Here is a 21,442-nt window from a genome sequence, read left to right as displayed (position 1 = left end):
ACCGTGCGGTGCGGGTCCGGGCACGGAGGGCCCGGACGGGTCAGTGGGCGGCCGGGTCTCCGTGCCCGGGCGGGTCAGTGGGCGGCCGAGTCCCAGTCGTGGCCCACGCCCACCGAGACGTCCAGCGGGGCGCGCAGGTCGGCCGCGGCCGACATCTGTTCGCGAACCAGGGCCTCGACCTGCTCGCGCTCGCCGGGGGCGAGTTCGAGCACGATTTCGTCGTGGACCTGGAGGAGCATCCGGGAGGCGAGGCCCGCCTCGGTCAGCGCCCGGTCGACGCCCAGCATCGCGACCTTCACGATGTCGGCGGCCGTGCCCTGGATCGGGGCGTTGAGCGCCATCCGCTCGGCGGCCTCGCGGCGCTGGCGGTTGTCGCTGTTCAGGTCGGGCAGGTAGCGCCGGCGGCCGAGCATGGTCTCGGTGTAGCCGGTGGCGCGGGCCTCGTCGACGACCCGGCGCAGATAGTCCCGCACCCCGCCGAAGCGCTCGAAGTAGGTGTCCATCAGGCCGCGGGCCTCGCCCGGGTCGATGTTCAGCTGCTGCGAGAGCCCGAAGGCGGAGAGGCCGTAGGCCAGGCCGTACGACATGGCCTTGATCTTGCGCCGCATCTCGGCGTCGACGGCGGACCGCTCGACGGAGAAGACCTGCGAGGCGACGGTGGTGTGGAGGTCCTCGCCCGAGGTGAAGGCATCCAGGAGGCCCTCGTCCTCGGAGAGGTGGGCCATGACGCGGAGCTCGATCTGGCTGTAGTCGGCGGTCATGAGGGCCTCGAAGCCCTCGCCGACGACGAAGCCGTGCCGGATGGCGCGGCCCTCGTCCGTCCGTACCGGCACGTTCTGCAGGTTGGGGTCGGTGGAGGAGAGGCGGCCGGTGGCGGCCACGGTCTGGCTGAAGGTGGTGTGGATGCGCCCGTCGGCGGCGATCGTCTTGATCAGGCCCTCGACGGTGGAGCGCAGCCGGGCCTGCTCGCGGTGGCGGAGCATGATCACGGGCAGTTCGTGCTCGGTCTGGCCGGCCAGCCAGGCGAGGGCGTCCGCGTCCGTGGTGTACCCGGTCTTGGTCTTCTTGGTCTTCGGCAGGTTCAGCTCGCCGAAGAAGACCTCCTGGAGCTGCTTGGGCGAGCCGAGGTTGAACTCGTGGCCTACGGAGGCGTGCGCCTCCTTCACGGCCTGCTGCACGGCGCCGGCGAACTGCTGCTCCATGGCCTCCAGGTGGTCGCGGTCGGCCGCGATGCCGTTCCGCTCCAGGCGGGCGAGGAGGGCGGAGGTGGGCAGCTCGACGTCGTGGAGGAGCTCGCGGGCACCGACCTCGCCGAGCTTCTCGTCGAAGGCGCCGGCGAGGTCGAGGACGGCCCGCGCCTGCGTCATGAGGGCTTCGGCCTCGGCGGTGTCGTCGGCGCCGAAGGCGAGCTGGCCGTCGGCGGCGGCCGCGGGGGCGAGCTCGCGGTGGAGGTACTCGACGGAGAGCGCGTCGAGCGCGAAGGAGCGCCGGCCGGGCTTCACGAGGTAGGCGGCGAGGGCGGTGTCCATGGTGACGCCCGCGATGCTCCAGCCGTGCTCGGGGAAGACCCGCATGGCGCCCTTGGCGTTGTGCATGACCTTCGGCCGGTCGGGGTCGGCGATCCAGGCGGCCCAGGCCCGCTCGTCGGCCTCGTCGAGCGCGCTCGGCTCGAACCAGGCGGCGGCGCCTCCGGCGGCGGCGAGGGCGATCTCGCCGACGTTCCCCGTGCCGAGGGCCCAGGTGTCGACGGTGGCGATGCCGAGGGGCTCGGTGCCGTGCTCGGCGAGCCAGGGGGCGAGCTCACCGGCGCCGAGGACGGTGCCGTCGATCTCGACGCCCGCCTCCGGGGCCGGGGCGGTGTCCTCGGCGGAGCCCGGGTCGACGGCGAGGAGCCGCTCGCGCAGCGAGGGGTTGCGGATCTCCAGGGTGTCGAGGACGAGCGCGACCGCCCCGCGGTCGTACGGCTCGCGGGCGAGGTCCGTGACGCCCTTGGGCAGCTCGACGTCCGTGACCATCGCGGTCAGGCGGCGGTTGAGCTTGACCGACTCCAGGTGGTCGCGGAAGTTCTGGCCGGCCTTGCCCTTGACCTCCTCGGCGCGCTCGACGAGCTCGTCGAAGGAGCCGAACTGGTTGATCCACTTCGCGGCGGTCTTCTCGCCGACGCCGGGGATGCCGGGCAGGTTGTCCGACGGGTCGCCGCGCAGGGCCGCGAAGTCGGGGTACTGCGAGGGCGTGAGGCCGTACTTCTCCTGGACCTTCTCCGGGGTGAAGCGGGTGAGCTCGGAGACTCCCTTGGTCGGGTAGAGCACGGTGGTGTGCTCGGAGACCAGCTGGAAGGAGTCCCGGTCGCCGGTGACGATCAGGACCTCGAAGCCGGCCGCCTCGGCCTGGGTGGCCAGCGTCGCGATGACGTCGTCGGCCTCGAAGCCGTCGACGGCGAACCGCGGCGCGTTCATCGCGTCGAGGAGCTCGCCGATCAGCTCGACCTGCCCCTTGAACTCGTCGGGGGTCTTGGAGCGGTTCGCCTTGTACTCGGGGAACTCCTCGGACCGCCAGGTCTTGCGAGACACGTCGAAGGCGACCGCGAAGTGCGTGGGCGCCTCGTCGCGCAGCGTGTTCGCCAGCATCGAGGCGAACCCGTAGATCGCGTTCGTCGGCTGCCCGGTCGCGGTGGTGAAGTTCTCCGCGGGCAGCGCGAAGAACGCCCGGTACGCGAGCGAGTGCCCGTCCATGAGGAGCAGGCGGGGGCGGGTGTCTGCGGGGTTCTTCGATGCTGTCTCGGCCACATGACGATCCTGCCACGGACCACTGACATTCCCGCCCACCGTTCCCGACGGCAGCGGCGGGGTGCCGGGCTGTCACCGCCGCGTGACAGGATCGGAGACGTACGCCGCAGGATTACCGCTCAAGGGAGAGCGCGATGGTCAGCAAGCCGCCGGTCGGCGACCCGGTCCAGGACGCACCGCAGGTCACGCCGCCGCAGCACGCCGCCGCCGGGCTGCCCGCCATCGGGCACACCCTGCGGATCGCCCAGGAACAGATGGGTCTGCGGCGCACCGCGCGGACCCTCCTCAAGGTCAACCAGAAGGACGGCTTCGACTGTCCCGGCTGCGCCTGGCCCGAAGAGGACAAGCGGCATGTGGCGGAGTTCTGCGAGAACGGGGCGAAGGCGGTCGCCGAGGAGGCGACGCTGCGCCGGGTGACCCCCGCGTTCTTCGCCGCGCACCCGCTGGCGGACCTGGCGACGCGCAGCGGGTACTGGCTGGGCCAGCAGGGCCGGATCACGGAGCCGATGCTGCTGCCGGAGGGCGGCGACCGGTACGAGCCGGTGACCTGGGAGCGGGCCTTCGCGATCCTGGCGGAGGAGCTCCGGGCGCTGGCCTCCCCCGACGAGGCGCTCTTCTACACCTCGGGGCGGACCAGCAACGAGGCCGCGTTCCTGCTCCAGCTCTTCGCCCGCGAGTTCGGTACGAACAACCTGCCGGACTGCTCCAACATGTGCCACGAGTCCTCGGGCTCGGCACTGACGGAGACCATCGGCATCGGCAAGGGCAGTGTCTCCCTGGAGGACCTGCACCGGGCCGACCTGATCATCGTGGCCGGGCAGAACCCGGGGACGAACCATCCGCGCATGCTCTCGGCCCTGGAGAAGGCCAAGGCGGGCGGCGCGCGGATCATCTCGGTCAATCCGCTGCCCGAGGCCGGCCTGGAGCGGTTCAAGAACCCGCAGACCCCGCAGGGCATGCTCAGGGGCGCCGCGCTCAACGACCTCTTCCTCCAGATCCGGATCGGCGGCGACCAGGCCCTCTTCCGGCTCCTGAACAAGCTGGTCCTGGAGACGGCCGGGGCGGTCGACGAGGAGTTCGTACGCGAACACACCCATGGGTACGAGGAGTTCGTGACGGCGGCCAAGGAGGCCGACTGGGACGAGACCCTCGCCGCGACCGGCCTGGACCGTTCCGAGATCGAGCGGGCCCTGGAGATGGTGCTCGCCTCGGAGCGGACCGTCGTGTGCTGGGCGATGGGACTCACCCAGCACAAGCACTCGGTGCCGACCATCCGCGAGGTGGTCAACTTCCTCCTCCTGCGCGGCAACATCGGCCGGCCGGGCGCCGGGGTGTGCCCGGTGCGCGGCCATTCGAACGTGCAGGGCGACCGCACGATGGGGATCTTCGAGCGGCCCGCGCCCGCCTTCCTCGACGCCCTGGACAAGGAGTTCGGGATCGTCTCGCCGCGTCACCACGGCTTCGACGTGGTCCGGTCGATCCAGGCGCTGCGGGACGGCGAGGCGAAGGTGTTCTTCGCGATGGGCGGCAACTTCGTGGGGGCGACGCCCGACACGGAGGTGACGGAGGCCGCGATGCGCCGGGCCCGGCTGACCGTCCACGTCTCGACGAAGCTGAACCGCTCGCACGCGGTGACGGGCACGCGCGCGCTGATCCTGCCCACGCTCGGCCGTACCGACAAGGACGTGCAGGCGGGTGGCAAGCAGTTCGTGACGGTCGAGGACTCGATGAGCCTGGTGCACGCCTCGCGGGGCAACCTGCCGCCCGCGAGCCCGCACCTGCTGTCCGAGCCGGCGATCGTGGCGCGGATGGCCCGCGCCGTCCTCGGCGACGGATCGGCCACGCCCTGGGAGGAGTTCGAGGCCGACTACGCCACGATCCGGGACCGCATCGCGCGCGTGGTGCCCGGCTTCGGGGACTTCAACGCCCGTCTCGCGGCGAACGCGGGCGGCTTCCGGCTGCCACACGGCCCGCGCGACGAGCGCCGCTTCCCGACGAAGACGGGGAAGGCCAACTTCACGGCGGCGCCGGTCGAGTACCCGAGGGTGCCGGAGGGGCGGCTGCTCCTCCAGACGCTGCGCTCGCACGACCAGTACAACACCACGATCTACGGCCTCGACGACCGCTACCGGGGCATCAAGGGGGGCCGACGGGTCGTCCTGGTCCACCCCGAGGACGCGGCGGCGCTGGGCTTCGCGGACGGGGCGTACGCGGACCTGGTGAGCGAGTGGACGGACGGCAGCGAGCGGCGGGCGCCCGGCTTCCGGGTGGTGCACTACCCGACGTCCCGGGGGTGCGCGGCGGCCTACTACCCGGAGACGAACGTGCTCGTGCCGCTGGAGTCGACGGCGGACGTCAGCAACACCCCCGCGAGCAAGTCCGTGATCGTCCGTCTGGAAGAATCCGCATCCGCCTAAGCGTTTGCTCAGGCAGCTCAGGAAGACCAGCCGTACGAAGACGTACGAAACGAACGGAGCCGGGCATGGGTGAGCAGCAGCACGTGAAGTTCCCGCAGGAGGTCCTCGACGAGTACGCGGCGCTGGGTGTCGACCTCCCGGCGCTCTTCTCGGCCGGGCACCTCGGCAACCGGATGGGCGTCCAGATCCTGGAGGCCTCCGCCGAGCGGGTCGTCGGCACCATGCCCGTGGAGGGCAACACCCAGCCGTACGGCCTGCTGCACGGCGGCGCCTCCGCGGTGCTCGCGGAGACGCTGGGCTCCATCGGCTCCATGCTGCACGGCGGGGTGTCGAAGATCGCGGTGGGCGTCGACCTGAACTGCACCCACCACCGCGGGGTGCGCAGCGGCCTGGTGACCGGTGTGGCGACGCCGGTGCACCGCGGGCGGTCGACGGCCACGTACGAGATCGTGATCACCGACGAGCAGGACAAGCGGGTGTGCACGGCGCGACTGACCTGTCTGCTGCGTGAGGTCACCGCGAAGGACGCGTCCAACATTCCGGACACCTCGAACGCCTGAGCGGTGACATACGGGGTCTGACCAGCCACGCACGACCAAGGGGCGGCACCTTCGGGTGCCGCCCCTCCGGCGTTCCCGAGCGACCCCCCAATCCCGGATTCGTCACGCTGTGTCACATGCACACGGTGTGGCGCATACCGAAGCGGAGGGGCCGGTTCGTCCGCTCAGGTTTCTGCCGTTGTCCGATATCCGGAGAGTCCGCTGAGCGGACCGTCAGTACCAAGAATCGCTCAAGCCCCTTAGCGGAACTGCACGTTCTCACTATGTGAACACCGCATTACAGACCTCTATGTCCCGGTTTTCCCACCCGGCGCGCACACTCTTTCCCCGTCGGCATAACAAGACAGTCACATCCTGTCCTCGGCGCTCCCCGACCCTCCCCACCTGCGCTTAGAGTCACCGCCAGTCACCGCGCCGCCGGGCGCGTTCTACTGCACGGCCCTGTACCAACCCCAGTACGGCCCGGCGTTCCAAAACGGCACCCCTCGCTCCGCAGCTTCACGGCACCGCCTCATCCGAGGGGGCCGCGCCAGGGAAAGGACCCTTCGTGCGAAACCGTTCGATGCTCATACTCACCACCGCAGTCACCGCGGGAGCACTCACCCTCACCGCCTGTGGTTCGCGCGACGACAAGGGCGCCGAGAAGGGCGGCGGCGACAGCGGCAACGTCACCGTGACCATCGGTCTCGACGCGCCCCTCACCGGCGAGCTGTCCGCCCTCGGCCTCGGCATCAAGAACTCCGCCGACCTCGCGGTCAAGACCGCCAACGAGAAGGCCTACGTCAAGGGCGTGACCTTCAAGCTGGAGTCCCTGGACGACCAGGCGCAGCCCTCCGCCGGCCAGCAGAACGCCACCAAGTTCGTCGCCGACAAGAGCGTCCTCGGCGTCGTCGGCCCGCTGAACTCCTCCGTCGCCGAGTCGATGCAGAAGGTCTTCGACGACGCGAAGCTGGTCCAGGTCTCCCCGGCCAACACCAACCCGGCGCTGAGCCAGGGCATCAACTGGAGCACCGGCGACAAGAAGCGGACCTACAAGTCCTACTTCCGCACCGCCACCACGGACGCCATCCAGGGCCCGTTCGCCGCCCAGTACGTCTACAACGAGGCCAAGAAGACCAAGGCCTTCATCATCGACGACAAGAAGACCTACGGCGCCGGCCTCGCGGGCACCTTCAAGGGCGAGTTCGAGAAGCTCGGCGGCAAGGTCCTCGGCACCGAGCACATCAACCCCGACACCAAGGACTTCTCCGCGGTCGCGACCAAGGTGAAGAGCTCCGGCGCCGACGTCGTCTACTACGGTGGCGAGTACCCGGCCGCCGGCCCGCTGGCCAAGCAGATCAAGGAAGCCGGCGCGAAGGTCGTCGTCGTCGGCGGCGACGCGATCTACAGCCCCGAGTACGTGAAGCTCGGCGGCGCGGCCGCGACCAACGGCGACATCGCCACCTCCGTCGGCGCGCCGATCGAGTCCCTCGACTCCGCCAAGGAGTTCCTGGCCAACTACAAGGCCAAGGGCTACAAGGAGGCCTACGAGGCCTACGGCGGCTACGCGTACGACTCCACCTGGGCGATCATCGAGGCCGTCAAGAAGGCCACCGAGGGCAACGGCGGCAAGGCCCCCGAGCGCGCCAAGGTCGTCGAGGCCATGCAGGGTGTCTCCTTCGAGGGCGTGACCGGCAAGGTCTCCTTCGACGAGTTCGGTGACACCACCAACAAGCAGCTGACCGTCTACAAGGTCGAGGGCGGCGCGTTCAAGCCGGTCAAGTCCGACACCTTCGGCGGCTGATCAACCTCACCACCAGCACCACCAGCACCACTCAGCACCACTTTCACCGCGCGGGGGGCCGCACCTGGCTCCCCGCGCGGTGTCACATCCGTCGAAAGTCTCGGAGGACAATGCGGTGAACGAACTGCCGCAGCAGCTGGTCAACGGCCTGCTACTGGGATCCATGTACGGGCTCGTCGCCGTCGGCTACACGATGGTCTACGGCATCGTCCAGCTCATCAACTTCGCCCATGGCGAGATCTTCATGACCGGCGGCTTCGGGGCGCTCACGGTCTGGCTCATCCTGCCCGGCGGCACCAGCATGTGGGTCGCGCTGCCCGTCATGATCATCGGTGCCGTGATCGTCGCGACCACCATAGCCGTCGGAGCGGAACGGTTCGCCTACCGCCCGCTCCGAGGTGGCCCACGCCTCGCCCCCCTCATCACCGCCATCGGTCTCTCCCTCGCGCTGCAGTACGCGGTGTGGGTCTGGTACCCCGAGGCCAAGTCCGCCCGGACCTTCCCCCAGATCCCCGGCGGTCCGATCGAGCTCGGCCCGGTCACCATCCAGACCGGCGACGTCTTCCTCCTGATCGCCGCCCCGATCTGCATGGCCGTCCTCGCCTTCTTCGTCATGCGCACCCGCGTCGGCCGCGGCATGCAGGCCACGGCGCAGGACCCGGACACCGCGAAGCTCATGGGCGTCAACACCGACCGCATCATCGTGATCGCGTTCGCCCTCGGCGCCGCGATGGCCGCCGTCGGCGCCGTCGCCTACGGCCTCAAGTACGGCGTCGTCGACTACAAGATGGGCTTCCTCCTCGGACTCAAGGCCTTCACGGCCGCCGTCCTCGGCGGCATCGGCAACATCTACGGAGCCATGATCGGCGGAGTCGTCCTCGGTATCGCCGAGACCATGGCGACGGCGTACATCAGCCACATCCCCGGTATGGAGCAGCTCGGCGGCCAGTCCTGGGCCGACGTCTGGGCCTTCGTACTCCTCATCGTCGTACTCCTCGCCCGGCCACAAGGCCTCCTGGGCGAGCGCGTCGCGGACAGGGCGTGAGCACCATGACCACCATCTCCGAGAACCCCCAGGCAGCAGCCGTCTCCAAGCAGGACGAGGCCACCGGTCTCATCGGCTTCGTGCCGGCCAAGGCCGCCCGCGCCCTCACCCTGGGCGGCGCCGTCCTCACCGTCGCCAGCTGTTTCCTCTCGTGGACCTGGACGCCCACGTTCCCCGGCGACCTCACGTACTACGGCTCCCCGGCCGGCCTGCAGCTCCAGGTCCTGGTCCTGGGCCTGCTCACCACCCTCTTCGCCCTCTCCTCCTACGGCGTCAAGGGCACCCGCTGGCTCACCCCGGCCGGCGCCGACGCGGCCGTCAAGTTCGCCGCGCTCGCCGCCTTCGGCACCACCTGGTACACCGTCGCCGCGATCAGCATCTCGCTCGGCGGACCGGTCAACCTGGAGCCGGGCGGCGCGATCGTCGCGTTCGCCAGCCTGATCACCCTCCTCGGCGCCCTCGCCCTTCCCTTCGAGCGGCCCCAGGTGCTGCCCGTGGACCCCGAGGACACCGGCTGGGACCAGTTCAAGCACCGCGCAGGCAACGGCTGGACGGTCTTCAAGGGCGCCTTCGCCACCACCGGCCCCGCCCGCAAGCTGCCCCCGATGCACTCCTCCGTCGAGATCCTGATCATCACGGGCATCCTCGCCGTGGCGCTCGGCGTCTTCACCTACGGAGTCGGCACCGAGTACGACGAGCTGTTCCTCGGCTTCCTGATCACGGCCGGCCTCGGCTTCGCCGCGGTCAACAAGTCGGGCCTCACGCAGCAGGCCACCCAGCTCACCAAGAAGCACCAGAACCTCACCATCGCGGGCGCGTTCACCGCGGCGGCGCTGTTCCCCTTCACCCAGACCGACGACCAGTACGCGACGCTCGGCGTCTACATCCTGATCTTCGCCACGGTCGCCCTGGGCCTGAACATCGTCGTCGGCCTCGCCGGTCTCCTCGACCTCGGCTACGTCGCCTTCCTCGGCGTCGGCGCCTACGCGGCCGCCCTCGTCTCGGGCGCCCCCACCTCGCCCTTCGGCGTGCACTTCCCCTTCTGGGCCGCCATCCTGGTCGGCGCCGGAGCCTCCCTGGTCTTCGGTGTCCTCATCGGCGCCCCGACCCTGCGACTGCGCGGCGACTACCTCGCCATCGTGACGCTCGGCTTCGGTGAGATCTTCCGCATCGCCGTCATGAACACCGACGGCACCTCCGGCCCGGACATCACCAACGGCTCCAACGGCATCGCGTCCATCCCGAACCTGAACATCTTCGGGTTCGACTTCGGCGCCGAGCACTCCATCGCCGGATTCACCATCGGCCGCTTCGCGAACTACTTCTTCCTGATGCTGCTGATCATGGCGGTCGTCGTGCTGGTCTTCCGGCGCAGCGGCGACTCCCGCATCGGCCGCGCCTGGGTCGCCATCCGCGAGGACGAGACCGCCGCGCTCGCCATGGGCATCAACGGCTTCCGGGTCAAGCTCATCGCCTTCGCACTCGGCGCCTCGCTCGCCGGCCTCGCCGGCACCGTCCAGGCCCACGTCACCTACACGGTGACCCCGGAGCAGTACCTCTTCGCCGGTCCGATCCCGCCCAACTCCGCCTTCCTGCTCGCGGCCGTCGTCCTCGGCGGCATGGGCACGATGAGCGGTCCGCTGGTCGGCGCCTCGCTGCTCTTCCTCATCCCCAACAAGCTCCAGTTCATGGGCGAGTACCAGCTCTTCGCCTTCGGCGTCGCGCTGATCCTGCTCATGCGCTTCCGCCCGGAAGGCATGATCGCCAACCGGCGCAACCAGCTGGAGTTCCACGAGAACGACGAGACGCCCGCCACGCTCGCCAAGGCAGGTGCCTGAACCATGACGACCACCACGAAGACCGCCGACGCCACCGCCGCGCCGACCGCCGGCGAGGCCGTCCTCGACGCACGCGGGGTCACCATGCGCTTCGGCGGCCTCACCGCCGTGCGCGATGTGAACCTGACCGTCAACAGCGGCGAGATCGTCGGTCTCATCGGCCCCAACGGCGCCGGCAAGACCACCTTCTTCAACTGCCTCACCGGTCTCTACGTCCCCACCGAGGGTGAGGTCCGGTACAAGGGCACGGTCCTGCCGCCCACGTCCTACAAGGTCACCGACGCCGGCATCGCCCGCACCTTCCAGAACATCCGTCTGTTCCACAACATGACGGTCCTGGAGAACGTCCTCGTCGGACGCCACACCCGGATGAAGCAGGGCCTCTGGTCGGCGCTGCTCCGCCTGCCCGGCTTCCGCAAGGCCGAGGCCGAGGCGACGGACCGCGCCATGGAGCTCCTGGAGTTCATCGGCCTCCAGGACAAGGCTCAGCACCTCGCCAAGAACCTCCCGTACGGAGAGCAGCGCAAGCTGGAGATCGCCCGCGCCCTCGCGAGCGACCCCGGCCTGATCCTGCTCGACGAGCCCACCGCCGGCATGAACCCGCAGGAGACGCGGGCGGCGGAGGAACTCATCTTCGCCATCCGGGACATGGGCATCGCCGTCCTCGTCATCGAGCACGACATGCGGTTCATCTTCAACCTCTGCGACCGGGTCGCCGTACTCGTCCAGGGCCAGAAGCTGATCGAGGGCGACAGCCAGACCGTCCAGAGCGACGAGCGGGTCATCGCCGCCTACCTGGGCGAGCCCGTCGCGGACGCACCGGCGGAGGAGGCCCCCGCGAAGGAGGCTCCCGCGAAGGCCGCCCCCTCCGACGACGCGCCCGCCGAGGAGGAGACGCCGTCCGAGGACGACGCCCCCGACGCCCCTGAGGCCGCCGAGGCCGCTGAGGCGACCGAGACCCCCGAGGCCGCCGCCGACGAGGCACCGGCCGCCGAGGAGACCTCCTCGGAGGACACCACGCACGACCCTGCTTCGGGCAAGGAGAACGACGCATGACCGCACTGCTCGAAGTCGAGGACCTGCGCGTCGCCTACGGAAAGATCGAGGCCGTCAAGGGCATCTCCTTCTCCGTCGAGGCCGGTGAGGTCGTCACCCTCATCGGCACCAACGGCGCCGGCAAGACCACCACCCTGCGGACCCTCTCCGGGCTCCTCAAGCCGGTCGGCGGCCAGATCAAGTTCGAGGGCAAGTCCCTCCGCAAGATCCCCGCACACAAGATCGTCTCGCTGGGACTGGCCCACTCCCCCGAGGGCCGGCACATCTTCCCCCGGATGACGATCGAGGAGAACCTCCTCCTCGGCGCCTTCCTCCGCAAGGACACCGCGGGCATCGCCAAGGACGTCCAGCGCGCCTACGACCTCTTCCCGATCCTGGGCGAGCGTCGCAAGCAGGCGGCCGGCACGCTCTCCGGCGGTGAGCAGCAGATGCTCGCCATGGGCCGGGCGTTGATGTCCCAGCCGAAGCTGCTCATGCTCGACGAGCCCTCCATGGGCCTCTCGCCGATCATGATGCAGAAGATCATGGCGACCATCGCCGAGCTGAAGGCCCAGGGCACCACGATCCTGCTCGTCGAGCAGAACGCCCAGGCCGCGCTCGCCCTCGCGGACCAGGGTCACGTGATGGAGATCGGCAAGGTCGTGCTCTCGGGCACCGGCCAGAACCTGCTCCACGACGAGTCCGTCCGCAAGGCGTACCTCGGCGAGGACTGACCCACCGGTCGGCACCACGGACAGAAGGCCCGCCCCACAGAGTCGTGGGGCGGGCCTTCTCCGTACGCGTACGGCGGGGAGGAGCGGGGCTACTGGCCCTTGGCCGCCTTCTTCTCCTCCGCGTCCTCGATGACGGCCTCGGCGACCTGCTGCATGGACATCCGCCGGTCCATGGACGTCTTCTGGATCCAGCGGAACGCGGCCGGCTCCGTCAGCCCGTACTGGGTCTGCAGGATGGACTTGGCGCGGTCGACCAGCTTGCGGGTCTCCAGGCGCTGGGAGAGGTCGGCGACCTCCTGCTCCAGGGCGCGCAGTTCGGAGAAGCGGGAGACGGCCATCTCGATGGCCGGCACCACGTCGCTCTTGCTGAAGGGCTTCACCAGGTACGCCATGGCGCCGGCGTCCCTGGCCCGCTCGACGAGCTCGCGCTGCGAGAAGGCGGTGAGCATGAGGACCGGGGCGATGGACTCGCCGGCGATCTTCTCCGCCGCCGAGATGCCGTCGAGGACGGGCATCTTCACGTCGAGGATGACGAGGTCGGGGCGGTGCTCGCGGGCGAGCTCGACGGCCGTGGCGCCGTCACCGGCCTCACCGACGACCGTGTAGCCCTCTTCCTCCAGCATCTCTTTGAGGTCGAGGCGGATGAGGGCCTCGTCCTCGGCGATGACGACGCGGGTCGTCAGCGGCGGGACGTGCGACGCGTCGGCGTCGTCGGCGGGCTGGGGCGACTCGGGGGCGGTCACGGGGGCTCCTCGTTGCGGGGCAGTGCGCTGCACTAGGAAGCCTACCTAGCTGCTGGCCGGACTGGTGACCGGGTACACTTCGACTGGCAACATTGCCGGGTTGGCGCAATTGGCTGACGCTGAGGTCTCAAACACCTCTGTCCGAAAGGACGTGTGGGTTCGAATCCCATACCCGGCACCATTCTGGAAGCGGACGTTCACCTTCGTGTGAATGTCCGCTTTTCGCTACGCCCAACGACGACTCGTTGCGCAGAGTGATCGCATGAACTTTCACGGCACAGAAGTGCGACAGCGGGCGCTCTCGCTGCTCCGAGGCGGCGCCAAGAACGCGGACGTGGCGCGCGAACTCAACGTCCCTCAGGGCACGATCAGCTCCTGGAAGCACGAGGACCGCGCCAAGCGAGGCGAGTGCCCCGGCAGGTGCAATCGTCCCCTCTGCCCACGGTGCGACGGACGCGAGCTCGATGAAGCCGCGTACGCGTGTCTTCTCGGCTTGTACTTCGGCGACGGGCACATCAGTCACCCCCGACAGCATCGGGTGCCGAGCCTCCGGATCACACTCGACGACGCCTGGCCCGGAGTGCAGCAGGAAGCCATGACGGCCGTACGTACGGTGTTCCCCGACAACACGGCCTCCTGGGCACGGAAGACCGGGTGTCGCGACGTCAAGGTGTACTCCAAGCACCTCACCTGCCTCTTCCCGCAGCACGGCCCCCGGCAGGAAGCACGAGCGGGCCATCGTCCTCGAAGAGTGGCAGCAGGAGATCGTCGTCGCCCACCCGTGGTCGTTCATCCGAGGACTGATCCATTCCGACGGGTCGCGCATCGTCAACTGGACGGAGAAGACCATCGGCGGCCGGACGAAGCGGTACGAGTACCCCCGCTACTCCTTCACCAACACCTCGGACGACATCACGCGGCTGTACACCGACACGATGGACCGTGTCGGGGTGTCCTGGCGGAGCAGGCGCCGGGCGACCGGGGCCCAGGACGTCTCCGTGGCACGGCGTGATGACGTCGCCCTCATGGACCGCCACATCGGCCCCAAGCACTGACCCCTACGTCAGCGGGTCGCCGATGTGGTGGACCCGTACCAGGTTCGTCGAGCCCGCGACTCCCGGCGGGGAGCCGGCCGTGATGACCACGATGTCGCCGGGCCGGCAGCGGCCGATCCGCAGCAGTTCCTCGTCGACCTGGGCCACCATCGCGTCCGTCGAGTCGACGTGCGGGCCGAGGAAGGTCTCGACGCCCCAGGTGAGGTTGAGCTGGGAGCGCGTCGCCGGGTCCGGGGTGAAGGCGAGCAGCGGGATGGGCGAGCGGTAGCGGGAGAGTCGCTTGACGGTGTCGCCGGACTGGGTGAAGGCGACGAGGAACTTGGCGCCGAGGAAGTCGCCCATCTCGGCGGCGGCGCGGGCCACGGCGCCGCCCTGGGTGCGGGGCTTGTTCCGGTCGGTGAGCGGCGGCAGGCCCTTGGCGAGGACGTCCTCCTCGGCGGCTTCGACGATCCGGCTCATGGTGCGGACGGTCTCGATGGGGTAGCGGCCGACGCTGGTCTCGCCGGAGAGCATGACGGCGTCGGTGCCGTCGATGACGGCGTTGGCGACGTCGGAGGCCTCGGCGCGGGTGGGCCGGGAGTTGTCGATCATCGAGTCGAGCATCTGGGTGGCGACGATGACCGGCTTGGCGTTCCGCTTGGCGAGCTTGACGGCGCGCTTCTGGACGATCGGGACCTGTTCCAGGGGCATCTCGACGCCCAGGTCGCCGCGGGCGACCATGATGCCGTCGAAGGCGGCGACGATCTCCTCGATGTTCTCGACGGCCTGCGGCTTCTCGATCTTGGCGATGACGGGCAGCCGGCGGCCCTCCTCGTCCATGATCCGGTGGACGTCGTCGATGTCCCGGGCGCTGCGGACGAAGGAGAGGGCGATGACGTCGGCGCCGATGCGCAGGGCCCAGCGGAGGTCCTCGATGTCCTTCTCCGAGAGGGCGGGGACGGAGACGGCGACGCCGGGCAGGTTGAGGCCCTTGTTGTCGGAGACCATGCCGCCTTCGATGACGACGGTGTTGACCCGGGGTCCGTCGACGGAGGTGACCTCCAGGGTGACGCGGCCGTCGTCGACGAGGATCCGCTCGCCGGTGGTGACGTCGGCGGCGAGGCCGGGGTAGGTCGTCCCGCAGCAGTGGCGGTCGCCTTCCACGGGCTCGACGGAGATGGCGAACTCGTCGCCGCGTTCAAGGAGTACGGGGCCTTCACGGAAGCGGCCGAGGCGAATCTTCGGGCCTTGAAGGTCGGCGAGGACGCCGATGCTGCGGCCGGTCTCGTCGGAGGCTTTGCGTACGCGCTGGTAGCGCTCCTCGTGCTCGGCGTACGAGCCGTGGCTGAGGTTGAGGCGGGCCACGTCCATTCCGGCCTCGATCAACGCCTTGATCTGGTCGTATGTTTCGGTGGCGGGCCCAAGGGTACAAACGATTTTCGCTCGGCGCATGGTGCGAGCCTAGGGCTTACCGACCAGTAGCGAGTTGGCGAGACATGACTACTCAACAACCTTTCCGTGAAGGGCTGTTGACAAGTCTTGAATCTGTGCGCCGGGGTGCTCCGATGAGCGATTTTCGCGCCCCGGCGCCCCTTGTCTCAGAGTGCGGGCGGCCGCATCGTGAAGCGGGCCACGACCTCGGCGGTCACCGTCTGGCGCTGCGGTTCGAGGTCGAGCGGAGGGGCCTCTCCGACGCCCTCCGCCGAGTACGCCACCGCCGCCGAGCCGAAGGCGGCCCGCCGCGGCATCAGCGGTTCCGCGACACCCGCGTCCGACAGTTCGAGGAGTGAGGAGAGCGAGGTGCCGAGCGCCTCCGCGTAGGCCCGCGCCCGCTGCACCGCCTCCGTCACCGCGAGCCTGCGGGCCTCCGCGTACGCCGGGGAGGCCGGGCGCAGGAACCACCACGGGCCGTCGACGCTCGTCAGCTCCAGGTCGGCGAGCCGGGTCACCAGCTCCCCCAGCACGGTGAAGTCGGTGAGTTCGGCCGTGACCCGCACCCGCCCGTGGAAGGCGTGCACCCGCTCGCCCCGCCCCTTGCGGGTGAGCTCGGGGGAGATCGAGAAGCTGCCGGTCTCCAGCTTCTCCACGGCGGAGCCCTGCGCCTTGATCAGCTCGAGCACCAGGGCGTTGCGCCGGGTGAGGTCGGCCAGCGTCGCCGACCGGTCGGGCCCTCGGGCGGAGACGGCCACCCAGATCCGGGCGAGCTCCGGGTCGACCTCCAGCCGGCCCTCTCCACGAACCGTCACCTGGGGCGCTTCCGGCGTCGCGTGTTCCTGCGTCACGTCCTGACTCCTCCGTGTTCGGCAGCGATCGTCCACCGAACACTTTCCCACTCCGTAACCCGAAAGCTCTGTTGCCGACGTGGCCCTCCGGGTCAGAATCTACGCGCGTTGTGCGCCACGGTCGGCGCCGACGGCACAGAACCACAAGGGGAGAGAACACATGCCGCTGAACCGCAGGACGTTCCTGGAGCGCTCGGCCGCCGCCGGGGCCGGAGTGGCCGTCGCCGGAGCCGTCGCCGTTCCCGCCGAGGCCCACGGCGGCCACGGCCGCCCGCGTCCGCGGAAGCGGTACTCCTTCACCGTGATGGGCACCACCGACCTGCACGGCAACGTCTTCAACTGGGACTACTTCACGGACAAGGAGTTCGACGACAAGGCCCACAACGACGTCGGCCTCGCCAAGATCTCCACCCTGGTCGACCAGGTCCGCGCGGAGAAGGGCCGTCGCAACACCCTCCTCATCGACGCCGGCGACACCATCCAGGGCACCCAGCTGTCGTACTACTACGCCAAGGTCGACCCGATCACCGCCCGTCGCGGCCCGGTCCACCCGATGGCCCAGGCCATGAACGCCATCGGCTACGACGCCGCCGCGCTCGGCAACCACGAGTTCAACTACGGCATCCCCGTGCTCCGCAAGTTCGAGGAGCAGTGCGACTTCCCGCTGCTCGGTGCCAACGCGCTCGACGCCAAGACCCTGCGTCCGGCCTTCGCCCCGTACAGCATGCACCGGCTGCGCACCCCGCACGGCAAGGACGTCAAGGTCGCGATCCTCGGTCTGACCAACCCCGGCATCGCCATCTGGGACAAGGCGAACGTCAGCGGGAAGATGGTCTTCCCCGGCCTTGAGGAGCAGGCCGCGAAGTGGGTACCGAAGCTGCGCTCGATGGGCGCGGACGTGGTCGTCGTCTCGGCGCACTCCGGCTCCAGCGGCACCTCCTCGTACGGTGACCAGCTCCCCCACATCGAGAACGCGGCCGGGCTCGTCGCCGAGCAGGTGCCGGGCATCGACGCGATCCTCGTCGGTCACGCGCACACCGAGATCCCCGAGTACCGGGTGAAGAACAAGGAGACCGGCAAGGACGTCGTCCTGTCCGAGCCCCTGAAGTGGGGCCAGCGCCTGACCCTCTTCGACTTCGACCTGGTGTGGGAGAAGGGCTGCTGGACCGTCGAGAAGGTCGCCGCGCAGGTCCTCAACTCCAACACCGTGGCGGAGGACCCGGAGATCACCGGGCTGCTCGGGGACGAGCACAAGAAGGTCGTCGCGTACGTCAACCAGATCATCGGCACCTCCACCGCGGCCATGACCACGGCCGACGCGCCGTGGAGGGACGAGCCGATCATCGACCTGATCAACGTCGTCCAGGCCGAGACGGTGAAGGCGGCCCTCGCGGGCGGCGCGCACGCGGCCCTGCCGGTGCTGTCGCAGGCCTCCTGCTTCTCCCGCACGGCCCGCATCCCGGCCGGCCAGGTCTCCATCAAGGACGCCGCCGGGCTGTACCCCTTCGAGAACACCCTGGAGGCCCGTCTGATGACGGGCGCCCAGCTGAAGGACTACCTGGAGTACTCGGCGCGGTACTACGTCCGGACCCCGGCGGGCGTTCCGGTGGACACCGCGAAGCTGACCAACGCGGACGCCATCCCGGACTACAACTACGACGCGGTCTCCGGGCTCACGTACGACATCGACATCGCCCAGCCGGCCGGTTCCCGGATCGTGAACCTGTCGTTCGAGGGCGAGCCGCTGGACCCGGCGGCGAAGTTCGTCCTCGCGGTCAACAACTACCGGGCGAGCGGCGGCGGCGCGTTCCCGCACGTCGCCGGCGCCCAGCAGCTGTGGGCCGACTCGGACGAGATCCGCAACACCATCATCCGGTGGGTGCAGGCGAAGGGGACGGTCGATCCGTCCCTGTTCGCGTCGGTGGACTGGAAGCTGACGCGGGACGGCGTCCCGGTCTTCTAGGACTCGATCGGTTCTCACTGCTGCACGAGAGGCGTCAGCTTCTGGCCCTGGGCCGGGATGCTCGGCGCCTCTCGTGTCTCCAGGCCGAAGCGGGTGAAGGCCGTGCGGCGCGGCAGCGGGTACGGCTCCGTGCCGGTGATCGAGTTGAGGATGGTCGCGCTCCGCCAGGCCGCGAGGCCGAGGTCGGGGGCGCCGACGCCGTGGGTGTGCCGCTCGGCGTTCTGTACGTGCACGGCGCCGGTCACCGACGGGTCGAGGACCAGCCGGTACCGCTCGTCGACCCGGGCGCGCCCGGCCGAGTCGTGGCGGAGGTACGGGTCGAGCCCGGCGAGCATCCGGTCCACCGGGCGCTCCCGGTAGCCGGTCGCGAGGACGACGGCGTCGGTGGTGAGCCGGGAGCGGGTGCCCTGCTGGAGGTGTTCCAGGTGGAGTTCGACCTGGGTGGTGGCGACCCGGCCGGCCGTACGGACCCGGACGCCCGGGGTGAGGACGGCGTCCGGCCAGCCGCCGTGCAGGGTCCTGCGGTACAGCTCGTCGTGGATGGCGGCGATCGTGTCGGCGTCGATGCCCTTGTGCAGCTGCCACTGCCGGGGCACGAGGTCCCCCCGTACCGGTTCGGGCAGGGAGTGGAAGTAGCGGGTGTAGTCCGGGGTGAAGTGTTCGAGTCCCAGTTTCGAGTACTCCATCGGCGCGAAGGCCTCGGTGCGGGCGAGCCAGTGGATCCTCTCGGCGCCGGCGGGGCGGGCGCGGAGCAGGTCGAGGAAGACCTCGGCGCCGGACTGGCCGGATCCGATGACGGTGACGTGCCCGGCGGCGAGGAGCGTCTCGCGGTGTGCGAGGTAGTCGGCGGAGTGGAAGACGGGGACACCGGGGGCGTCGGCGAGCGGTTTGAGCGGTTCGGGGACGTACGGTTCGGTGCCGACGCCGAGGACGACGTTCCGGGTGTACGCGCGGCCCAGGGCCTCGGCCTCGCCGCCCGGGTCGATCTGGGTGAAGTCGACCTCGAACAGGCGCCGTTCGGGGTTCCAGCGGACCGAGTCGACCTGGTGGCCGAAGTGCAGGCCGGGGAGCCGCTCGCTGACCCAGCGGCAGTAGGCGTCGTACTCGGCGCGCTGGATGTGGAACTTCTCGGCGAAGTAGAAGGGGAAGAGGCGCTCACGGCTCTTCAGGTAGTTGAGGAAGGTCCACGGGCTGGCGGGGTCGGCCAGGGTCACCAGGTCGGCGAGGAACGGGACCTGGAGCGTGGCGCCCTCGATGAGGAGGCCCGGGTGCCAGTGGAAGGCGGGCTTCTGCTCGAAGAAGGCGGTGGTGAGCCCGCCGGGGACACCGTGCGCGAGGGCGGCGAGCGAGAGGTTGAAGGGGCCGATGCCGACGCCCACGAGATCGTGGGGGCGGTCGAGGTCGTCCTGGGGGGTGCTGCCGGTGCTGCCGGTCATCGGTGCGCGCTGCCTTCCACGAGGGTGATGAGCTGGGCCAGGTCGCCGGGGGTGGCGTGGGGGTTGAGCAGGGTGGCCTTGAGCCAGAGCCGGCCGTCCGCCTCGGCGCGGCCGAGGACGGCGCGGCCCTCGGTGAGGAGGGTGCGGCGGACGGCGGCGACGGTCCCGTCGGTGACGCCGGGGCCGTTCGGCCGGAACAGGACGGTGGTGAGGGTGGGGCGGGCTCGCAGGTCGAGCCCCGGTGCCTTCTCGACCAGGTCGGCGAGGTCCTGCGCCCGGTCCATGCAGGCGTCGACGAGGTCGCCGAGGCCGGTGCGGCCGAGGGCGCGGAGGGTGACGGCGGTCTTGAGGACGTCGGGGCGGCGGGTGGTGCGCAGGGAGCGGCCGAGGAGGTCGGGGAGTCCGGCCTCGGTGTCGTCGTCGGCGTTGAGGTAGGCGGCGGTGTGCCCGAGCACGGTGAGGTCGGCGGTGTCCCGTACGGCGAGGAGTCCGGCGGCGGCCGGCTGCCAGCCCAGTTTGTGCAGGTCGACGGTGACGGTACGGGCGCGGGCCAGGCCGTCGAGGAGGGATCGGTGCCTGGGGCTGAAGAGGACGGGGCCTCCGTAGGCGGCGTCGACGTGGAGGTCGGTGTGCCGCTCCTCGCAGAGGCCGGCCAGGGCCGGGAGCGGGTCGATGAGGCCCTCGTCGGTGGTGCCCGCCGTGGCGGCGACGAGGACCGGGCCGGTGAGGTCGGTCAGGGTCTCGTGCAGGGCGGCCGGGTCCAGGGTGCCGCGCGGGGTGGGCACCACGACCGGCTGCGGGAGCCCGAGGAGCCAGGCGGCCCGCTGGAAGGAGTGGTGGGCGTTCGCGCCGACGACGGTGCGGACGGCGGTGCCGAGGCGTTCCCTCGCGAGCAGGAGGGCGAGCTGGTTGGATTCGGTGCCGCCGGTGGTGACGAGGGCGTCGGGACTCGTGGCGTCCGGGAAGACCTCGGCGGCGAGGGCGGCCGTGACCCGGTCCTCGATCGCGGAGGCGGCGGGGGCCTGGTCCCAGGAGTCCATGGACGGGTTGAGCGCGGAGGCCGCGAGGTCGGCGGCGGCGGCGAGGGCGAGGGGCGGGGTGTGGAGGTGGGCCGCGCAGTGGGGGTGGGCGGGGTCGGCGGCGCCCTCCGCCAGGACCCGCACGAGGGTACGGAGTGCCTCGTCGGGGCCGTGGCCCGTCTCGGGGAGTACCTCCCCCAGTGCCTCCCGCACCCGCCGCGTCACGGCCTCCGGCCCGCCGGCCGGAAGCGGGCCGCCCCGGAGCTCCGCGCCTTCGCGCAGGGCGTCGAGAGCGGTGTCGAGGAGGCGGCTCAGGGCGGCGGGGTCGGCGGCGAGGGGTGGGGGTTCGGCACGCATGGACGACAGAGTGCCGGGGGTTGTCGGGGAATGTCCGGGGAGTCGGCGAGCATGACCCGAACGAGGGACGCGGTGTCGTCGGGCTGCGGCTCGTGGGCGTTCGCCCCGTCGGGTGCCCCCGTGCGGGTCGGCTGCCGCCCTTGCCGCCCGCCGTGAATCCGTCCCGGGAACGCGGGCCCGCGGCGGGGCCGGCCATCGTGGGTGGGCGCCGCTCCGGTGAAGCGGCGCCCACGGCGGGGTTCCGGGGTTAGGTCGTCTCTTCCGGATCGTGCCTGGCCCGCGCCGCCCGGCAGGATCCGAAAGAGACGACCTAGGTGTATTGCCCAGTGAGGTTGTGGACGCGGCTGGCGGGTGGTTTGCCTGCGAGTGCGGTGTGTCCGCGGTGGTGATTGTAGGTGTGCAGCCACTGC

Annotated in this window: 14 protein-coding genes, 1 tRNA gene and 1 pseudogene; 10 read left to right on the top strand and 6 right to left on the bottom strand. The window is 70.3% G+C overall.

What is annotated here, in order from left to right:
• Positions 1 to 74: 74 nt before the first annotated feature.
• Positions 75 to 2,786, bottom strand: a complete 2,712-nt coding sequence (polA, locus tag ACZ4XX_RS05235; protein WP_468506613.1) for a DNA polymerase I — start codon at positions 2,784 to 2,786, stop codon at positions 75 to 77.
• A 134-nt stretch (positions 2,787 to 2,920) separates the two neighbouring features.
• On the opposite strand from polA, the gene ACZ4XX_RS05230 reads away from it, so the two are divergent.
• The 7 genes from ACZ4XX_RS05230 (at position 2,921) to ACZ4XX_RS05200 (ending at position 12,198) form a co-directional block, all read left to right on the top strand.
• Positions 2,921 to 5,203 carry an FdhF/YdeP family oxidoreductase gene (locus ACZ4XX_RS05230; protein ID WP_468506612.1) on the top strand — a complete coding sequence of 761 codons (2,283 nt, stop codon included), beginning with the start codon at positions 2,921 to 2,923 and terminating at the stop codon, positions 5,201 to 5,203.
• A gap of 65 nt (positions 5,204 to 5,268) precedes the next feature.
• Positions 5,269 to 5,763, top strand: a complete 495-nt coding sequence (locus ACZ4XX_RS05225) for a PaaI family thioesterase (RefSeq protein ID WP_266964877.1) — start codon at positions 5,269 to 5,271, stop codon at positions 5,761 to 5,763.
• A 562-nt stretch (positions 5,764 to 6,325) separates the two neighbouring features.
• On the top strand, positions 6,326 to 7,546 hold the full coding sequence (locus ACZ4XX_RS05220) for a branched-chain amino acid ABC transporter substrate-binding protein (protein WP_383586712.1): 1,221 nt from the start codon (positions 6,326 to 6,328) through the stop codon (positions 7,544 to 7,546).
• 115 nt (positions 7,547 to 7,661) lie between these two features.
• Positions 7,662 to 8,591, top strand: coding sequence for a branched-chain amino acid ABC transporter permease (locus ACZ4XX_RS05215; RefSeq protein ID WP_209494229.1), 930 nt, complete (start codon positions 7,662 to 7,664; stop codon positions 8,589 to 8,591).
• Positions 8,592 to 8,596: 5 nt separating this feature from the next.
• Positions 8,597 to 10,429 (top strand): branched-chain amino acid ABC transporter permease, encoded by a 1,833-nt coding sequence (locus ACZ4XX_RS05210; RefSeq protein WP_468506611.1) that lies wholly within the window; start codon positions 8,597 to 8,599, stop codon positions 10,427 to 10,429.
• 3 nt (positions 10,430 to 10,432) lie between these two features.
• Positions 10,433 to 11,485 carry an ABC transporter ATP-binding protein gene (locus ACZ4XX_RS05205; protein WP_468506610.1) on the top strand — a complete coding sequence of 351 codons (1,053 nt, stop codon included), beginning with the start codon at positions 10,433 to 10,435 and terminating at the stop codon, positions 11,483 to 11,485.
• Positions 11,482 to 12,198, top strand: coding sequence for an ABC transporter ATP-binding protein (locus tag ACZ4XX_RS05200; protein ID WP_468506609.1), 717 nt, complete (start codon positions 11,482 to 11,484; stop codon positions 12,196 to 12,198). Before ACZ4XX_RS05205 ends, ACZ4XX_RS05200 begins: the two co-directional genes overlap by 4 nt.
• 89 nt (positions 12,199 to 12,287) lie before the next feature.
• On the opposite strand, the gene ACZ4XX_RS05195 is transcribed toward ACZ4XX_RS05200, so the two are convergent.
• Positions 12,288 to 12,941, bottom strand: coding sequence for an ANTAR domain-containing response regulator (locus tag ACZ4XX_RS05195; RefSeq protein ID WP_187623954.1), 654 nt, complete (start codon positions 12,939 to 12,941; stop codon positions 12,288 to 12,290).
• A gap of 94 nt (positions 12,942 to 13,035) precedes the next feature.
• On the opposite strand from ACZ4XX_RS05195, the gene ACZ4XX_RS05190 reads away from it, so the two are divergent.
• Positions 13,036 to 13,122: transfer RNA gene (locus tag ACZ4XX_RS05190), tRNA-Leu, on the top strand.
• Positions 13,123 to 13,203: 81 nt separating this feature from the next.
• Positions 13,204 to 13,996, top strand: a pseudogene (locus ACZ4XX_RS05185) (transposase).
• Between the two features lie 3 nt (positions 13,997 to 13,999).
• On the opposite strand, the gene pyk reads toward ACZ4XX_RS05185, so the two are convergent.
• Together pyk and ACZ4XX_RS05175 are read right to left on the bottom strand one after the other, a co-directional pair.
• On the bottom strand, positions 14,000 to 15,427 hold the full coding sequence (pyk, locus tag ACZ4XX_RS05180; RefSeq protein WP_468506608.1) for a pyruvate kinase: 1,428 nt from the start codon (positions 15,425 to 15,427) through the stop codon (positions 14,000 to 14,002).
• Between the two features lie 146 nt (positions 15,428 to 15,573).
• Positions 15,574 to 16,257: an SIMPL domain-containing protein gene (locus tag ACZ4XX_RS05175; RefSeq protein ID WP_468506607.1), complete on the bottom strand. Its 684-nt coding sequence runs from the start codon at positions 16,255 to 16,257 to the stop codon at positions 15,574 to 15,576.
• A gap of 160 nt (positions 16,258 to 16,417) precedes the next feature.
• On the opposite strand from ACZ4XX_RS05175, the gene ACZ4XX_RS05170 reads away from it, so the two are divergent.
• The gene (locus ACZ4XX_RS05170; RefSeq protein WP_468506606.1) at positions 16,418 to 18,220 is read left to right on the top strand and encodes a bifunctional metallophosphatase/5'-nucleotidase; all 1,803 of its coding nucleotides are present in this window, start codon (positions 16,418 to 16,420) and stop codon (positions 18,218 to 18,220) included.
• Between the two features lie 14 nt (positions 18,221 to 18,234).
• Here ACZ4XX_RS05170 and ACZ4XX_RS05165 read toward each other — a convergent pair whose 3' ends face one another.
• Complete coding sequence (locus ACZ4XX_RS05165; RefSeq protein WP_468506605.1) at positions 18,235 to 19,656, bottom strand: lysine N(6)-hydroxylase/L-ornithine N(5)-oxygenase family protein; 1,422 nt, start codon at positions 19,654 to 19,656, stop codon at positions 18,235 to 18,237.
• Positions 19,653 to 21,032: a pyridoxal phosphate-dependent decarboxylase family protein gene (locus ACZ4XX_RS05160; RefSeq protein ID WP_468506604.1), complete on the bottom strand. Its 1,380-nt coding sequence runs from the start codon at positions 21,030 to 21,032 to the stop codon at positions 19,653 to 19,655. Before ACZ4XX_RS05160 ends, ACZ4XX_RS05165 begins: the two co-directional genes overlap by 4 nt.
• Positions 21,033 to 21,442 lie beyond the last annotated feature (410 nt).

This window comes from Streptomyces sp. NPDC029956, assembly GCF_055574655.1.
This window is presented reverse-complemented; position numbering and strand designations above follow the sequence as displayed.

Coding starts and splice junctions, on each gene's coding strand:
- ACZ4XX_RS05225 (WP_266964877.1), top strand. CDS start 5,269: ATGGGTGAGCAGCAGCACGTGAAGTTCCCGCAGGAGGTCCTCGACGAG.
- ACZ4XX_RS05220 (WP_383586712.1), top strand. CDS start 6,326: ATGCTCATACTCACCACCGCAGTCACCGCGGGAGCACTCACCCTCACC.
- ACZ4XX_RS05210 (WP_468506611.1), top strand. CDS start 8,597: ATGACCACCATCTCCGAGAACCCCCAGGCAGCAGCCGTCTCCAAGCAG.
- ACZ4XX_RS05160 (WP_468506604.1), bottom strand. CDS start 21,032: ATGCGTGCCGAACCCCCACCCCTCGCCGCCGACCCCGCCGCCCTGAGC.
- ACZ4XX_RS05200 (WP_468506609.1), top strand. CDS start 11,482: ATGACCGCACTGCTCGAAGTCGAGGACCTGCGCGTCGCCTACGGAAAG.
- ACZ4XX_RS05230 (WP_468506612.1), top strand. CDS start 2,921: ATGGTCAGCAAGCCGCCGGTCGGCGACCCGGTCCAGGACGCACCGCAG.
- pyk (WP_468506608.1), bottom strand. CDS start 15,427: ATGCGCCGAGCGAAAATCGTTTGTACCCTTGGGCCCGCCACCGAAACA.
- ACZ4XX_RS05165 (WP_468506605.1), bottom strand. CDS start 19,656: ATGACCGGCAGCACCGGCAGCACCCCCCAGGACGACCTCGACCGCCCC.
- ACZ4XX_RS05205 (WP_468506610.1), top strand. CDS start 10,433: ATGACGACCACCACGAAGACCGCCGACGCCACCGCCGCGCCGACCGCC.
- ACZ4XX_RS05170 (WP_468506606.1), top strand. CDS start 16,418: ATGCCGCTGAACCGCAGGACGTTCCTGGAGCGCTCGGCCGCCGCCGGG.